Annotated in this window: 14 protein-coding genes and 1 pseudogene; 9 read left to right on the forward strand and 6 right to left on the reverse strand. The window is 73.1% G+C overall.

The genetic code is table 11. From position 1 onward, the window contains the following. Nucleotides 1-30: 30 nt before the first annotated feature. Entirely contained in the window at nt 31-1,470 is a 1,440-nt protein-coding gene (locus C4J65_RS27000) for an amino acid permease (RefSeq protein ID WP_115744716.1), read from the forward strand. Here the strand turns inward: C4J65_RS27000 and C4J65_RS27005 are convergent. Beyond that, a complete protein-coding gene (locus C4J65_RS27005) occupies nt 1,430-1,867 on the reverse strand; it encodes an ATP-binding protein (protein ID WP_162833373.1) in 438 nt (145 codons plus the stop codon). The two genes, C4J65_RS27000 and C4J65_RS27005, sit on opposite strands and share 41 nt — an antisense overlap. 190 nt (nt 1,868-2,057) lie before the next feature. On the opposite strand from C4J65_RS27005, the gene C4J65_RS27010 reads away from it, so the two are divergent. Beyond that, nucleotides 2,058-2,885, forward strand: a complete 828-nt coding sequence (locus tag C4J65_RS27010; protein ID WP_115744718.1) for an enoyl-CoA hydratase family protein — start codon at nt 2,058-2,060, stop codon at nt 2,883-2,885. 4 nt (nt 2,886-2,889) lie between these two features. Further along, nucleotides 2,890-5,295 carry a bifunctional salicylyl-CoA 5-hydroxylase/oxidoreductase gene (locus C4J65_RS27015; protein WP_115744719.1) on the forward strand — a complete coding sequence of 802 codons (2,406 nt, stop codon included), beginning with the start codon at nt 2,890-2,892 and terminating at the stop codon, nt 5,293-5,295. On the opposite strand, the gene C4J65_RS27020 is transcribed toward C4J65_RS27015, so the two are convergent. The 3 genes from C4J65_RS27020 to ambL all read right to left on the reverse strand — a co-directional run bounded on the left by C4J65_RS27020 (nt 5,283) and on the right by ambL (nt 8,812). Further along, complete coding sequence (locus tag C4J65_RS27020; RefSeq protein WP_115744720.1) at nt 5,283-6,191, reverse strand: sulfotransferase; 909 nt, start codon at nt 6,189-6,191, stop codon at nt 5,283-5,285. The two genes, C4J65_RS27015 and C4J65_RS27020, sit on opposite strands and share 13 nt — an antisense overlap. A gap of 83 nt (nt 6,192-6,274) precedes the next feature. Next, on the reverse strand, nt 6,275-7,120 hold the full coding sequence (locus tag C4J65_RS27025) for a PaaX family transcriptional regulator C-terminal domain-containing protein (protein WP_115744721.1): 846 nt from the start codon (nt 7,118-7,120) through the stop codon (nt 6,275-6,277). 15 nt (nt 7,121-7,135) lie between these two features. Then, a complete protein-coding gene (ambL, locus tag C4J65_RS27030) occupies nt 7,136-8,812 on the reverse strand; it encodes an aminobenozate:CoA ligase AmbL (protein WP_115744722.1) in 1,677 nt (558 codons plus the stop codon). 139 nt (nt 8,813-8,951) lie between these two features. Between ambL and C4J65_RS27035 the strand changes: the two genes are divergently transcribed. From C4J65_RS27035 to C4J65_RS27045, 3 genes are read left to right on the forward strand one after another with little or no spacing between them, the layout of a single operon-like run. Continuing rightward, nucleotides 8,952-10,127, forward strand: coding sequence for an acyl-CoA dehydrogenase family protein (locus tag C4J65_RS27035; RefSeq protein ID WP_115744723.1), 1,176 nt, complete (start codon nt 8,952-8,954; stop codon nt 10,125-10,127). After that, nucleotides 10,124-10,522, forward strand: coding sequence for a RidA family protein (locus C4J65_RS27040; protein ID WP_115744724.1), 399 nt, complete (start codon nt 10,124-10,126; stop codon nt 10,520-10,522). The genes C4J65_RS27035 and C4J65_RS27040 overlap by 4 nt, the downstream gene beginning before the upstream one ends. 27 nt (nt 10,523-10,549) lie before the next feature. Next, nucleotides 10,550-11,377 carry an alpha/beta hydrolase gene (locus C4J65_RS27045; protein ID WP_115744725.1) on the forward strand — a complete coding sequence of 276 codons (828 nt, stop codon included), beginning with the start codon at nt 10,550-10,552 and terminating at the stop codon, nt 11,375-11,377. 13 nt (nt 11,378-11,390) lie between these two features. Here the strand turns inward: C4J65_RS27045 and C4J65_RS27050 are convergent, their stop codons facing one another. After that, entirely contained in the window at nt 11,391-11,600 is a 210-nt protein-coding gene (locus C4J65_RS27050; protein WP_115744726.1) for a DUF5999 family protein, read from the reverse strand. Nucleotides 11,601-11,840: 240 nt separating this feature from the next. Here C4J65_RS27050 and C4J65_RS27055 point away from each other — a divergent pair, with 240 nt between their 5' ends. Next, the gene (locus C4J65_RS27055) at nt 11,841-12,284 is read left to right on the forward strand and encodes a DUF6299 family protein (RefSeq protein ID WP_115744727.1); all 444 of its coding nucleotides are present in this window, start codon (nt 11,841-11,843) and stop codon (nt 12,282-12,284) included. Nucleotides 12,285-12,405: 121 nt separating this feature from the next. Here C4J65_RS27055 and C4J65_RS27060 read toward each other — a convergent pair whose 3' ends face one another. Continuing rightward, nucleotides 12,406-13,251: a DUF2637 domain-containing protein gene (locus C4J65_RS27060; RefSeq protein ID WP_205351067.1), complete on the reverse strand. Its 846-nt coding sequence runs from the start codon at nt 13,249-13,251 to the stop codon at nt 12,406-12,408. Between the two features lie 946 nt (nt 13,252-14,197). On the opposite strand from C4J65_RS27060, the pseudogene C4J65_RS27075 reads away from it, so the two are divergent. Beyond that, nucleotides 14,198-14,521 (forward strand): annotated as a pseudogene (locus C4J65_RS27075) (hypothetical protein); the annotation flags it as partial. A gap of 524 nt (nt 14,522-15,045) precedes the next feature. Continuing rightward, the gene (locus C4J65_RS27080; protein WP_115744730.1) at nt 15,046-15,564 is read left to right on the forward strand and encodes a transglycosylase SLT domain-containing protein; all 519 of its coding nucleotides are present in this window, start codon (nt 15,046-15,048) and stop codon (nt 15,562-15,564) included. The last annotated feature ends 45 nt before the right edge of the window (nt 15,565-15,609 follow it).

Raw genomic sequence — 15,609 nt, forward strand, 5'->3', positions numbered from 1 at the left:
CCGCACCACCAGAAACGAGCACCACCCGCAATGCCCGCTTCCCGCGTCAAGTCCCCCCATCTCCTCGTCGCCGAATCCGGCGCGGACCGCGAAGGCCACGGCCTCAAGCGCACGATGGGGCTGTTCCAGCTCGTCTGCTTCGGCGTCGGCGCGATCGTCGGCACCGGCATCTTCGTCGGCCTGTCCGACTCGGTCGCCGAGGCCGGCCCGGCCGTCGTCGTCTCCTTCGTCCTGGCCGCGGTCACCTGTGTGTTCACCGCGTTCGCCTTCGCCGAGCTGGGCGGCGCGATCCCGGTCTCCGGCTCCTCGTACTCCTTCGCCTACGCCGGGCTCGGCGAGCGGACCGCCTTCCTCGTCGGCTGGTGCCTGCTCCTGGAGTACGGCGTGTCCGTCTCGGCCGTCGCGGTCGGCTGGAGCCAGTACGTCAACGAACTGCTCGACAGCGTCCTCGGCGTCCAGCTCCCGCACGCCCTCTCCGCGGGCCCCGGCGACGGCGGCGCGGTCAACCTGCCCGCGGTGATCGTCATCGCCCTGGCCTCGGTCCTGCTGGTGCGCGGCGTACGCGAGAGCGCCCGCGCCACCGCCGCCATGGCCGTCCTCAAGCTGGCCGTACTGCTCGCCTTCTGCGCCATCGGCTTCTACGCCTTCCAGGACGGCAACCTCACCCCCTTCTCCCCGGCGGGCCTCGGCGGCATCGGCGCGGGCACCACCGCCGCCTTCTTCTCCTACATCGGCTTCGACGCGATCACCACGGCCGGCGAGGAGGCCAAGAACCCGCGCCGGGACATTCCCGTCGCCATCCTGGTCTGCATCGGCCTGGTCACCCTGCTGTACTGCGCGGTCGCGGTCGCCGCGATCGGCGCCGTCGGCGGCGACCGGGTCGGCGGCCGGCCCGCCGCGCTCTCCTACGTCGTCGACCGGGTCACCGGCTCGGCGATCGGCGGCGGCGTGGTCGCCTTCGGCGCGGTCGTCGCCATCGCCTCGGTGGTGCTCGCCGTGATGTACGGCCAGACCCGCATCCTGATGTCGATGTCCCGGGACGGACTGATCCCCCGGATCTTCGAGAAGGTCTCGCCGCGCACCGCGACCCCCGTCGCCGGCACCCTGATCGTCGGCGTGGTCTTCGCCCTCCCCGCGGCCTTCGCCCCGCTCGACGCGGTGGTCAACCTGTGCACCATCGGCACCCTCGCCACCATGGCCGCCGTCAACGTCTCCGTGATCACCCTGCGCCGCCGCGAACCGGGCCTCGCCCGCACCTTCCGCGTGCCGCTGTACCCGGTGACGCCGCTGCTCGGGGTCGGCTTCTGCCTGTACCTGATGTACGAGACGGGCGGCGCCACCTGGCTCCAGTTCGCGGTGTTCCTCGCGGTGGGACTGCTGGTCTACAGCGCCTACGGGCGCCGGCACTCCCGCCTCGCCCGGACCGCCGTCAGTGCGGACGACGCTGAGCGGGTACCGCAGGAAGCCTGAACCAGACCGCCTTGCCGGACCGGGTGGGCCGGTGACCGCAGGACGAGCTGAGGGCGCGGATCAGCAGCAGACCGCGCCCGTCCTCGCGCCACGGGTCGGGCGGCTCCACGTCCGGCCGGGTGAGGTCCGCCGGTGGCGCCGGGTCCGGGTCGTGGACCTCCACCTGGCACCCGGTCGGCATCAGCTCCACCACCAGCTCGATCGGCGTCCGGCCGGAGGTGTGCTCCACGGCGTTGGCGACCAGCTCCGCCGTCAGCAGCTCCGCGGTGTCGCCGTCCGCCGTGTGCTCCAGCTCGGCCAGGGCGTTGCGCACCAGGGCACGCGCCACCGGCACGGCCGCGGCGGAGTGCGGCAGCGCGATGCGCCAGGAGGCGGGTGCGGGGAAGTGATCGTGCACGGCAGGTCCGTTTCGTGGAGCAGGGGAGTCCTGTCCTGCTTTCAACCTTATGAATGGTACGGCGCCGCCCGGCAGAGCCGTTCGACGGGCACCCCCGGGACCTTCGACCCGTGCCGGCGACGCCCGGCGTCCGAAGGCCTTATCGCGCACCCGTGACGACAGTCACAGAAGGGTGATAACTTCGAGTGTCATGAGTCCCTTCACCGGCTCCGCCGCCCCCACCCCCGACTGGCGGCACCTGCGCGTCGAGGTGGCCGACGGCGTCGCGACCGTCACCCTCGTCCGCCCCGACAAGCTCAACGCCCTCACCTTCGAGGCCTACGCCGACCTGCGCGACCTGCTCGCCGAGCTGTCCCGTCAGCGGTCGGTACGGGCACTGGTGCTGGCCGGCGAGGGGCGCGGCTTCTGCTCCGGCGGCGACGTGGACGAGATCATCGGCGCGACCCTGTCCATGGACACCGCCCGGCTGCTGGACTTCAACCGGATGACCGGCCAGGTGGTGCGGTCGGTACGGGAGTGCCCGTTCCCGGTGATCGCCGCGCTGCACGGGGCCGTCGCGGGGGCGGGCGCGGTCCTCGCCCTGGCCGCCGACTTCCGCGTCGCCGACCCGTCCGCGCGCTTCGCCTTCCTGTTCACGCGCGTCGGCCTCTCCGGCGGCGACATGGGCGCCGCCTACCTGCTGCCCCGCGTCGTCGGCCTCGGCCACGCCACCCGGCTGCTGATGCTCGGCGACACGGTCCGCGCACCCGAGGCCGAACGCATCGGCCTGATCAGCGAGCTGACCGAAGAGGGCCGCGCCGACGAGGCCGCCCACACCCTGGCCCACCGTCTCGCCGACGGCCCGGCCCTGGCCCACGCCCAGACCAAGGCCCTCCTCACCGCCGAACTGGACATGCCCCTGGCGGCAGCGGTGGAACTGGACGCGTCGACCCAGGCCCTGTTGATGACCGGCGAGGACTACGCCGAGTTCCACGCCGCCTTCACGGAAAAACGCCCCCCGAAGTGGCAAGGGAGGTAAGGGGATGCTCTCGTCCCAGGGAAGTGCAGTCGGCCCGGGGGCGCGGGGCCGTGTCGATCAGCCGCTCCGCCGCGGGGCGCGACCGGCCACGACGGCCCCGCACTCGCCCGTGAAGACAAGCCACCCCCTGCGCGCGGCGATCATCGGCGGCGGCCCCGGCGGCCTCTACACCGCCGCCCTCCTCAAACGCCTCGCCCCCGACCGCGAGATCACCGTCTACGAGCGCAACGCCCCCGACGACACCTTCGGCTTCGGCGTAGTCCTCTCCGACGAGACCCTCGGCGGCATCGAACACGCCGACCCGACCGTCTACGAGGCCCTCAGATCCCACTTCGTCCGCTGGGACGACATCGACATCGTCCACGGAAACACCCGCCACACCTCCGGAGGACACCGCTTCGCCGCCCTCGGCCGCCGCCGCCTCCTGGAGATCCTGCACGAGCGCTGCCGCGACCTCGGCGTGGAGCTCCGCTTCCGCACCGAGGCCCCGCCCCCGGACCGTCTCGCGCGCACCCACGACCTCGTCGTCGCCGCCGACGGCGTGCACAGCGCCATCCGCGAGCAGTACCGCGACGTCTTCCGGCCGCGTCTCACCCCGCACCGCTGCCGCTACATCTGGCTGGCCGCCGACTTCGCCTTCGACGCCTTCCGCTTCGAGATCGCCGAGACCGAGCACGGCGTCATGCAACTGCACGGCTACCCCTACGCACCGGATGCCTCCACCGTCATCGTCGAGATGCGCGAGGAGGTCTGGCGGGCAGCCGGCTTCGACGAACTCGACGAGACGGAATCCACCGCCCGCTGCGCCAAGATCTTCACCGACGCCCTCGGCGGCCGCCCGCTGCGGTCCAACAAGTCGGCCTGGACCACCTTCCGCACGGTGGTCAACGAACGCTGGTCGCACGGCAACGTCGTGCTGCTCGGCGACGCCGCCCACACCGCCCACTTCTCCATCGGTTCCGGCACCAAGCTCGCCGTCGAGGACGCCCTCGCGCTGGCCGCCTGCCTGGAGGAGCGGCCCACCCTCCAGGAGGCGCTGACCGCCTACGAGGAGGAGCGGCGCCCCGTAGTCGCCTCCACGCAGCGGGCGGCCAGGGCCAGCCTGGAGTGGTTCGAGGACCTGGACCGGTACCTCGGCCAGCCGCCGCGCCAGTTCGCCTTCAACCTGCTCACCCGCAGCCGCCGGGTCACCCACGAGAACCTGCGGCTGCGCGACGCCGGCTTCACCGGCGAGGTGGAGCGCGAGTTCGGCTGCCCGCCGGACACGCCCCCGATGTTCACCCCGTTCCGGCTGCGCGGGCTGACCCTGCGCAACCGCGTCGTCGTCTCCCCGATGGACATGTACTCGGCCGCCGACGGCGTCCCCGGCGACTTCCACCTGGTCCACCTCGGCGCCCGGGCCCTCGGCGGTGCCGCCCTGGTGATGACCGAGATGGTGTGCGTGAGTGCCGAGGGGCGCATCACGCCCGGCTGCGCGGGCCTCTACACCGGCCGGCAGGGCGAGGCGTGGCGGCGGATCACGGACTTCGTGCACGACGGCGCGCCCGGCACCGCGATCGGCGTGCAGCTCGGCCACAGCGGCCGCAAGGGCTCGACCCGGCTGATGTGGGAGGGCATGGACGAACCGCTGCCCGAGGGCAACTGGCCCCTCGTGGCGCCCTCCCCGCTGCCGTACCGGCCCGGCGGTCAGGTGCCGCGCGAGCTGTCCCGGGCGCAACTGACGGACGTACGGGAGCAGTTCAGGGCCGCCGCCGAGCGGGCCGCCGGGGCCGGATTCGACCTGCTCGAACTGCACTGCGCCCACGGCTACCTGCTCTCCGGCTTCCTCTCCCCGCTCACCAACCACCGCGCCGACGCCTACGGCGGCTCACCGCAGAAGCGGCTGCGCTTCCCGCTGGAGGTGTTCGACGCCGTACGCGAGGTGTGGCCGGACGAGCGGCCCATGACCGTACGGATCTCCGCCACCGACTGGGCCGAGGGCGGCACCAGCGGCGAGGAGGCGGTGGAGATCGCCCGGGCCTTCGCCGCGCACGGCGCCGACGCCATCGACGTGTCCACGGGCCAGGTCGTCGCCGGTGAACGGCCCGAGTTCGGGCGGTCGTACCAGACGCCGTACGCGGACCGCATCCGCCACGAGGCGGGCGTCCCGGTGATCGCCGTCGGGGCCATCTCCTCCTGGGACGACGTCAACTCGCTCATCCTGGCCGGGCGCACCGACCTGTGCGCCCTCGCCCGTCCCCACCTCTACGACCCGCACTGGACGCTGCACGCCGCCGCCGAGCAGGGCTACGACGGGCCGGGCGCCCGCTGGCCCGCACCGTACCGGGCGGGCAGCCGCCCGCCGCGCACCGGACGCACCGACGCCCCCAGGCCGAGGCTCACGCTGCACGGCCCGCGTCAGGACGGGTAGCCCCAGGCCGCGCACATCGGGCGCAGCCGCTCCGGGATCTCGTCCCGGCCGGGCAGCGCGCGCCCCGGCTGCACGGTGCCGGTGCGGATGTTCTCCCGCCAGTCGCCGAGGCCCCTGACCAGATCCGCACCGCTCCTCTCGCCGTAGTTGAGCATGGCCGGGGCGTAGTCGACGCCGAGGTACGCGCACAGGCGGCGCATCTCGCGCTCGGGGTCGCCAGTGATGTCCTCGTAGCGCACGGTGAAGCCGTCGGCGTCCGCCGACCGGGCCGCCTCGACGGCCGTCATGTAGCGCAGCACGTCCGTGACGGCCGTGTCCTGCGGCCGTTTGACGGGGTCGCTCTCGTGCCAGGAGCGGGCGATCGACACGGGGTGGCGCAGCAGGAAGACGAAGCGCGCGTCGGGCCAGCAGCCCTTGAGACGCCGGTACATGTAGGCGTTGGCCGGTGTCTTCTCGACCAAGAAGTCCTTGCCGGACCTGGTGAGTTCACGGTGCAGGACGCGGTCCCACAACAGGTGCTCCAGGTCGCCGCGGAGCAGGCCGAGTTCGCGCATCGCGCGCTCGGAGTGCCAGTTGGTGCAGGCGACCTCCAGCTTGCCGACGTGCAGTTCGTGCGGGGCGTGCAGCCGCGGGTGGGCGCCCGCCATCATGCGCAGCAGGGTGGAGCCGGAACGGATGGACGAGATGATGAAGACGGGCCGTCGCAGCAACCGGTCGGTGGGCAGTTCACCGGCCGACGGACATCGGTACGGGGCCGCCCGGCGGGCCGCGGGCCGCGCGGCGGCGGACTTCCTGCCCTGCCTCCCCTTCGGACTCTCCGTCGCCCGGGGTGCTCTGCGCACCTGGAGGCCGGTGGTGGCGGTGAGGGCCCGGTTCAAGCTGCGTGCGAGACTCATGCGTCCGCACGGTAGGTGAGAAACCTGAGAAGAGGGTCTGAGGAGGCTGAGGGTTCACTGATCCCCCCAGAATGTGATGTGACTCACTGCTCGGGAAACGGAGTCGGTCCCATGGCCGCGTACTGCGCGCCCGCGTCCCGCAGCCGCTCGTGCAGCGCCCGGAAGACGGCCGCCGAGCGCGTGCCGGGCCAGCCCTCGGGCAGCAGCCGGGCGGGCAGCCCGGGGTCCGTGTAGGGCAGGTGGCGCCAGGAGTCCAGGGCGAGGAGGTAGTCGCGGTAGGCCTCCTCGGGCGGCGTGTCCGCCCGGCGCTCCCAGTCGCGCAGGACGCGCGCGTGGCGGTCGAGGAAGGCCTCGTGCTCCTTGGCGATCGCGGCCAGGTCCCACCAGCGGGCCACCGCCTCGGCGGTCGCCGTGAAGCCCAGGTGCTCGCCGCGGAAGAAGTCCACGTAGGAGTCCAGGCCGAGGCGGCCCAGGGTGTGCCGGGTCTCCGCGTACAGCCGGGCCGGGGCGATCCACACACCGGGAGCCGCGGTGCCGAAGCCGAGGCCGGCCAGGCGCGAACGCAGGACGTGCCGCTTCTGCCGCTCCGACTCGGGCACGGAGAACACGGCGAGCACCCAGCCCTCGTCCGCGTGGGGCGTGGTGGCGTAGACGCGCCGGTCCCCGTCGTCGAGCAACTGACGGGCCTCGGCGGAGAGTTCGTACCCCGCCGCGCCCTCGGCCGTACGGGCGGGCAGCAGCAGCCCGCGCCGTTTCAGCCGGGACACCGACGAACGCACGGAGGGTGCGTCCACCCCGACCGCGGCCAGCAGCCGGATCAGCTCGGCGACGGGCACCGGGCCCGGCGCGGAACGGCCGTACGCGCCGTAGAGCGTGACGATGAGGGACCTCGGAGCGGGCTGTACGTGCTGGTCGGACACATTGATCATCTTATGTCGTCGGAGTCACGCCCGGCCGCCCAGGGGATCCGGACGAGCCCCGGGGGTGGGAGCGGCGCCCGGACCGGTCGGGTCGAGGAGGCGGTGGCGCTGGAGCTTGCCGGTCGCCGTGCGCGGCAGCGCGTCCGGGAAGAGGATCTCGCGCGGGCACTTGTACGGCGCCAGCTCCGAGCGCAGGAACTCGCGCAGCGCGTCCGCGTCCCGCGCGGCCCCCTCCCGCAGCACCGCGTGCGCCACCACGACCTGTCCCCGGCGCGGGTCGGGACGCCCCACCACCGCCGCCTCCACCACGTCCGGGTGGCGCAGCAACGCGTCCTCCACCTCGGGCCCGGCGATGTTGTACCCCGCGGAGACGATCATGTCGTCGGCGCGTGCCACGTACCGGAAGTAGCCGTCGGGCTCGCGGACATAGGTGTCCCCGGTGACGTTCCAGCCGTCGCGCACGTACTCCCGCTGGCGCGGGTCGGCGAGGTACCGGCAGCCCACCGGACCGCGCACCGCCAGCAGTCCGGGCTCCCCGTCGGGCACGGGTGCGCCGTGCGCGTCCTGCACGCGCGCGTGCCACCCCGGCACCGGAACGCCCGTCGTCCCGGGCCTGATGTCGTCGTCCGCCGCGGACACGAAGATGTGCAGCAGCTCGGTGGCGCCGATGCCGTTGATGACGCGCAGTCCGGTGCGCTCGTGCCAGGCCCGCCAGGTGGCCGCGGGCAGGTTCTCGCCCGCCGAGACACAGCGCCTGAGGCTGGTCACGTCGTACCCGTCCAGCTCGTCGAGCATCGCGCGGTACGCCGTCGGCGCGGTGAACAGCACCGACACCCGGTGCTCGGCGACCGCCGGCAACAGCTGCCTGGGGCCGGCCTGTTCGAGCAGCAGGGCGCACGCCCCGGCCCGCATGGGGAAGACGACGAGACCGCCGAGCCCGAAGGTGAAGCCGAGCGGCGGGCTGCCCGCGAAGAGGTCGTCGGAGCGCGGCTCGAGCACCCGCGCGGAGAAGGTGTCCGCGATCGCCAGCACATCGCGGTGGAAGTGCATGCAGCCCTTGGGCCGCCCGGTGGTGCCGGAGGTGAACGCGATCAGCGCCACGTCGTCGGCGGCGGTGTCGACGGCCCGGTAGGGCGTCGAGGGCACCGCGTCCGACGTCGTGCGGCCGTACAGGTCGTCCGGCGCGTCCCCGCCGTACGTGGTGATCGCGAGGCCGGTGATCTCCGCCTTGGCGAGGTCGTCGACGGACCGGACGTCGCAGAGCGCGTGCCGCACCCGGGCGATCTCGCAGATCGCGCGCAGCTCGTGCGGGCGCTGCTGGGCCAGCACGGTGACCGCCACCGCGCCCGCCTTCAGCACCGCCAGCCAGCACGCGGCGAGCCACGGGGTGGTGGGGCCGCGCAGCAGCACCCGGTTGCCCGGGACGACACCGAGGTCGCCGGTGAGCACGTGGGCGATCCGGTCGACGCGGTCCCGCAGCCCCCCGTAGGTCCAGGTGTCCCCGGACGCGGTGCGGAAGACCGGGCGGTCGCCGGGCGGGCCGGCGAGCAGCTCGGCGGCGCAGTTCAGCCGCTCCGGGTAGCGCAGCTCCGGCAGGTCGAAGAGCAGCTCCGGCCACTGCTCGGGGGGCGGCAGGTGGTCGCGCGCGAAGGTGTCGACGTGGGCGGAGCGGTGCGGGTCCGCGCGGCGAGGATCGGCCATGGCGGTTCGCCCCCTTTGTCGTGGTGGGCTCGCGCAACGAGCGTATCGTGTTGGTGACGACAGTCAACGGGGCGCGATAGCCTCGATCGTGACCCGGTGGCCCGTCCGGTGGGCAGGGGAGCAGGGGAAGGGACCGGCGATGACCGCATTCTCGCTCGAACCGGCACAACTCACCTGGTGCGACGAGCTGCGCGCCCTGGCCGCCGAACGGCTGCGCCCGCTCGCGGAGAAGGGCGAGCCGGGCCGGGTCAACCGCGCCTTGGTCGCCGAGCTGGGCTCCCTCGGCCTGCTGCCCCGCCTGTTCACCTCGGGCGCGCTCGACCTGTGCCTGATGCGCGAGTCCCTCGCCCACGCGTGCACGGAGGCCGAGACCGCCCTGGCCCTCCAGGGCCTCGGCGCCCACCCCGTGCACGCGCACGGCACGGAGTCCCAGCGCGCCCGCTGGCTCCCGCGCGTGAGCGACGGCACCGCGGTCGCCGCCTTCGCCCTCTCCGAGCCCGACGCGGGCTCGGACGCGGCGGCACTGTCGCTGCGGGCGGAACCGGAGACCGGGCCCGGCGCGGAAGCCTCCGCCTGGCGGCTCACCGGGGAGAAGTGCTGGATCTCCAACGCCCCAGAGGCCGATTTCTACACCATGTTCGCGCGCACCACCCCCGGCGCCGGGGCCCGCGGCGTCACCGCCTTCCTCGTGCCCGCCGACCGCCCCGGCCTCACCGGCACCCCGCTCGACATGCTCTCGCCGCACCCCATCGGCGCCCTCGCCTTCGACGCCGTGCCCGTCACCGCGGACGACGTGCTCGGTGAACCCGACCGCGGCTTCCGGGTCGCCATGGACACCCTCAACCTGTTCCGCCCCAGCGTCGGCGCCTTCGCCGTCGGGATGGCACAGGCCGCCCTCGACGCGACCCTCGCCCACACCACCGCCCGCGACGCCTTCGGCGGCAAGCTGCGAGACCTCCAGACCGTCGCCCACCAGGTCGCCGAGATGGCGCTGCGCACCGAGTCTGCCCGCCTGATGGTGTACGCGGCGGCCACGGCGTACGACGCGGGCGACCCGGACGTCCCCAAGCGCGCCGCGATGGCGAAACTCCTCGCCACCGAGACCGCCCAGTACGTCGTCGACCGGGCCGTCCAGTTGCACGGTGCCCGCGCCCTGCGCCGCGGCCACCTCCTCGAACACCTCTACCGCGAGGTGCGCGCCCCGCGCGTCTACGAGGGCGCCAGCGAGGTGCAGCGCGGCATCGTCGCCAAGGAGCTGTACCGGACGTACCAGCCGTCCCCGACCGACGCCACGAGCAAGGAGGCCGGAGCATGACCGCCGAACGGGTGAACCCGCCCCAACTGTCCCCGCCCACCGGCTTCTCCCACGCCGTCGTCGCCACCGGCGGCCGCGTCGTGTTCCTGGCCGGCCAGACCGCCCTCGACACCGACGGCGAGGTCACCGGCGACACCCTCCCCGCCCAGTTCGAGCAGGCCCTCACCAACCTCCTCACCGCCCTGCGCGCCGCCGGGGGCACCCCCGCCGACCTCGCCCGCGTCACCGTCTATGCCACCGACGTCGCCGCGTACCGCACCCACGCCGCGGACATCGGCCGCACCTGGCGCGCACTGGCGGGCCGCGACTACCCGGCGATGGCGGTCGTGGAGGTCGTACGGCTGTGGGACGAACGGGCGTTGGTGGAACTGGACGGGTTCGCGGTACTGCCGTAGTCCCCCCGCGACCCCTACCATTCCGGCATGCCGGACATCGAACTGAGCGCGGGAACCATCGAGTACGAGGACACCGGCGGCGACGGCCCCGTCGTCGTCCTCCTCCACGGCCTCGTCCACGACCGGACCGTCTGGCGCAAGGTGATCACCGACCTGCGCACCGACCACCGGGTGATCGCGCCGACCCTGCCCTACGGCGCCCACCGCCGCCCGATGCGCCGACCGCCCACACCCGACCTGGTCAACGAGCTGATCGCCGAGTTCCTCGACCGCCTCGACCTCACCGACGTCACCCTCGTCGAGAACGACTGCGGGCGCGCCCAGACGGTGGCCGCCCGGCACCCGGAGCGGCTCGCACGGCTGGCGCTCGTCGCGTGCGAGGCGTTCGACAACTACCCGCCGGGCCTGCCCGGGAAGCTGATCGGCATCGCCTGCCGGGCCCCCGGCGGCGTCTCCCTGCTGGTGCGCACCCTCGGCCTCAGGCCGCTGCGCCGTCTTCCGGTCGGCATCGGCGCCCTCACCAAGCGGCCCGTGCCGGACGAGATCGTCGACGGCTGGCTCCGCCCGCTGCGCACCGACCCGGCGATCCGGCGCGACTTCCGGCACTACGGCACGCACGTGCGCCGCGACGAACTGCTCGAAGCCGCCCAGGGACTGCGGAGGTTCGACCGGCCCGCACTCGTCGTCTGGGCGACCGAGGACCTGATGATGCCCCGCGCCCACGGCCGCCGCCTGGCCGAACTCCTCCCGCAGGGACGGCTGGTGGAGGTCGAGGACACCCGGACGCTGATCCCCGAGGACCAGCCGGAGCTGCTCGCCTCCCTGCTGCGGGAGTTCGTGGCCGAGAAGGACTGAGCCGTACCGGGCTTCAGGCGGCCATCACCAGACGCCCGGCGGGCACCCGGCGCGGGGCGACCACACGGCCGTCGGGGAGCAGCTCGCCGGTGTCGTCGAAGACGACCGTGCCGTCGCACAGCAGGTTCCACCCCTGCTCCGGGTGGGCGGCCACGACGTGCGCGGTGACGACGCGTGCCTCGGGGGAGTCGGAAGCGGGGCAGGAAGGCCGGTGGACACACATGGCGCACCTCCACGTCGGGAGACCGTCCCGTCCTCGGGACCGTCGCGTGTACCGACGGTGCGCCCGCCGGGAGGTCGTCGCCAAGACCCGGGCGGCAAGCGTGACAACACCCGGACAAGCCGGCGACGGTTCCACGACGGCCGGCGCGGACTCGCCACCGAAGGGGTGACGGTCACTGCCGCCGACCCCTCGGCCCGGTACCAGTGGAACCCCTCATTCCGACCGACCGGGAGGTTCCCCATGCCCGTACGCTCCGCCGCCCTCGCCACGGCCGCCGGCGCCGCCCTGCTCCTGCTCGCCGCCCCCGCCGCCACGGCCGCACCCCACGACGCCCGCCTCGTCGCGGAGTCGGTGACCGTCGACCCGACCGGCCGTATCGCCGCCGACGGCAGCGTCACCCTCACCGGCACCTACCGCTGCACCGGCGGCAGCGGACCGGTCTTCGTCAGCTCCACGGTGAGTCAGAGCGACCCGTCCGCCCGCTACGGCGTCGGCGGCACCCGCGCGGTCTGCGACGGCCTGGAGCACCGCTGGGTCAACACCGGCACGCCCGACACGGTCGTCCTCCAGCCCGGCGCGGCCCACGTCGAGGCCACCCTGATGGAGCTGCGCCCCATGGGCATCGTGCCGCTCCCGAGCTTCCACGCCCGGCAGGCACAGGACGTGACCCTGACGGCGGGCTGACCCCCCGCGGTCCCCTTCCGTACCCCTCCGGGCGTGATCCGCAACGCATTCCGCATTTCCTTTTCTTCACATTCTCCGGAGGAGATGGCAGAGCGCGACGACCACTTTGTTCCGCTCCGGGTCAGGTTCGTTTTCCGGGACCCGTACCGGGCCGCGGCGAACGCACGGCATTCTGCCGCTGCTGCGGAAGGGACACCGGATCGGCGGCCGCCCTGCCCGACGGATCGTCACCCGGAGTGACCGCGGCGCGTTGCCGGTGACGCGGCACCGCCCGCCGGGGCGGACGGGTGAGCGTGATCTGGCGGATGACCTGCTGGAAGCAGACCAGCGAGGCCAGTCCGGGCAGGGCGGCCGCCGCGCCGTCGCTGATCGTCCTGGGCGCCTCCGCGATGCAGAGCAGCATCGCGATGGCCGAGAACAGCAGGACGACGGCCCAGGAGTGCACCGCGCGGCGCTGGTGCAGCGCGGCCCGCAGCACCGCCAACGAGGCCACCAGCCAGGGCCCGTAGACCAGCAGCGGCCACCAGGACACCACGCTGCCGCGGGTACGGGTCACGGCGGCCAGCCGCAACGGTTCGTAGGCCACCATGCCGCCGAACAGGCTCACTGAGGCGGCGATGACCGCGGCAAGCGCGGCGACGAACAGGCTCGCGGCGCGCAGCCGGCTCACCTTTCTCCCTCTGCGGACCCTGCGGTGACTCGTCGGGGACTCCCTCAACGGGGGCAGCTCCGCCGTGATCTCCTGCAGATTGCTCAGCGGTGTGCCCGGGGCGGGTGCGAGCGCCGAGGTGTCCGTCGCGGAGGGTGCTCCGGTCTGCTGCTCCATCGCGTCCTGGAGCAGGAACGCGAGTTCCTCGGCCGGGTCCCAACCGGGTTCGGGCGGGACCAGGGTCTCCTGGGAGGCCGCCTCGGGCGCGCGGTGCCGACCGCTGCCCGTGGTGTGGAACGACCCTTCGCCGTACGGCATGTGGGGATGAGCGTGTGGTCCGTAGTGTTCTTCGTACACGAGGCGCCGGTCACTCCGCCCGGGTGTACGTCAGGGAGCCCTGCGTCCGGCCCCACCGCTCGGCGAGACCGGTCTCCAACTCGGTCATGACATCCAGGAACCGCTGCAGCACGGGCTCGGTCACCCGGAGAGGGACGGGGTGCCCGCCTCTGGTCAGAGTTCCGTCGCTCGGTGACGGACAGTGATTTCTGCCGGGCCTGTAGGTGTACGGGCCAAGCGCCGTGAATTCCCCGTGTTCCTCGGTCATATCCGAAGTAACGTCTGCCTACTCCGTCGGATGCGCGGCAGTCGAGTGAACGATTTCTGCGATACTTACCCAATCTCGAATTCACACCGGTTCGGTCGCCGACCGGTACGAAAAGCGTCAGAGGTCGCGCGAACGGGGGAAGAGGCGCAGCCCGACGGAGCGTCCGGGCCCGGTACTTGGCCTGGCGGCGCGTGACCCAGGGCGGCCGTGACCACGGACAGCGCAGGAGCGGCCATGAAGCGAGCGGCACCCGGGCGGGCGCACGCCCACCTCCGCGGTGTGCTGGCCCTGCTCGTGGCAGTGGTGGGGCTGCTGTGCCTCTTCGGGCACGCGGAAGGCGGAGGGCGCGGCACGCCCGCGGCGACCGCGGAGCGGGTACACACCGCCGCCGCGGCCGAACCGTCCGACGGCGCCGCCGCACCGTGCGGCAAGAAGGCGGTCGGCGACTCCAGTGTCCAGCGGGCCGAGAACCCGCCGCCGTCCGCCGCCTTCCCGCGCGCGACGTCGCCGCACACCGATCCCGCGCCCCTCGTGCCACAGCACTGCGGCGTGTTCGCCGGCGGCCCTGATTTGCCCCCGTCGACCCTCCACTCCGTTCTGCGGATGTGGACCGGCCCGTTCGGCCGTGTCCCCGCATCCTCGGAAACGGAGTTCTTCGGCATGTCCTCTTCGCCGCGCTCCTGGCGGCGGGCGGGTACGGCACTGCGTGTTTGGCGGTCCCGGCAGTGGACCGTGGCGGGCGCGGGTGCGGCGGCCACGGCGGTCCTGGTCGGCGTGCCCACCGACGTGGTGCCCAATCCCCTCTTCGGCCGGTCGGTCCCCGTGCAGTGGTGGAACTACCCGGCGCCGGCCGACACGGCGGTACTGGCCGGCATCGTCCTGACCACCTACGTGCGCCGGCCCTCGTCCTCCCCAAAGCCGCACGCCGCCGACGGCGGCCGGCTCGGGGCGATCGGCGGGGTGCTCTCCTTCTTCGCCGTCGGCTCCCTGGGCGCCGGGATGCCGGGCAGCGGTGACCACTTTGGCCGAGGCTCGGCCCTGAGGAGCTGGTCCGGGCCGAGGACGAATCGCTGCTGCACGACCTGCTCACCAGGCGACCCCATAGGGTGACCGTGCTGCTTCATCGAGTGAGATACCCGCCTCCGTTGGGTGACGGGAGGTGACCGCCGGGTGACCGGCTCTGTGAGGGCGCGCACAGGGCTCACGTCACACGGGGCCGGGGTTAGTAGACGCCCGACGCCCGCTCGCCCGCGTATTCGTCGGCCGTCCGGGCGAGTCACGCGGCCCGTCTGCGAAGCGGCGTAGTAGGTCACACACTTGCCGCGGCGCCGGAGCGTTCCGCAGTGTGTTCGGCGTACCGGGGAGCCGAGCGCCGGGACCGGACGGGAAGAGGCCGTCCGTGATCCAGACACCGGCCCTGATGACGCGAAGCCGCGTCCAGCGCGGACACCGCGTCGCCGACCCCCCGTCGGCCTCCCCATCACGTTCCCGAATGGAGAGGTACACCCGTGCACGCCATCATGCGCCGCCCCGTCTTCCGCAAGTCCGCCGTGGCCTCCCTCGCCGCTGCGGGCGCCGCCGCCGTCACCCTCACCCTCGCCCCGAGCCCGGCACACGCCGCCGAGCCGGCCAAGGCCTCCACCGCGCAGACCCAGGCCCAGACCGACAAGATCAAGGCCATCGTCAAGGCCGGCGAGAAGAAGCACGGCGACGACCTCGAAGGCTGGATCCGCACTGCCCTGGACGTCATGGACGCCAAGAACATCCCGGGCACCTACGAAGGCCTGCACCGCAACATCATGCGCGAGTCCTCCGGCAACCCGAACGCGCAGAACAACTGGGACGTCAACGCCCAGAACGGCATCCCCTCGAAGGGCCTGCTCCAGACGATCCAGCCCACCTTCGAGGCCTACCACGTCAAGGGCACGAAGGACTCCATCACCGACCCGGTCGCCAACATCGTCGCCGCCTGCAACTACGCGGCCGACAAGTACGGCTCCATGGACAACGTCGACTCCGCCTACTGACCGGCGGACCCACCGACCGCCTGAGCCCCCGGGACGACCGGTCCC

It is taken from the genome of Streptomyces sp. CB09001, from assembly GCF_003369795.1.
Lineage (GTDB): Bacteria > Actinomycetota > Actinomycetes > Streptomycetales > Streptomycetaceae > Streptomyces.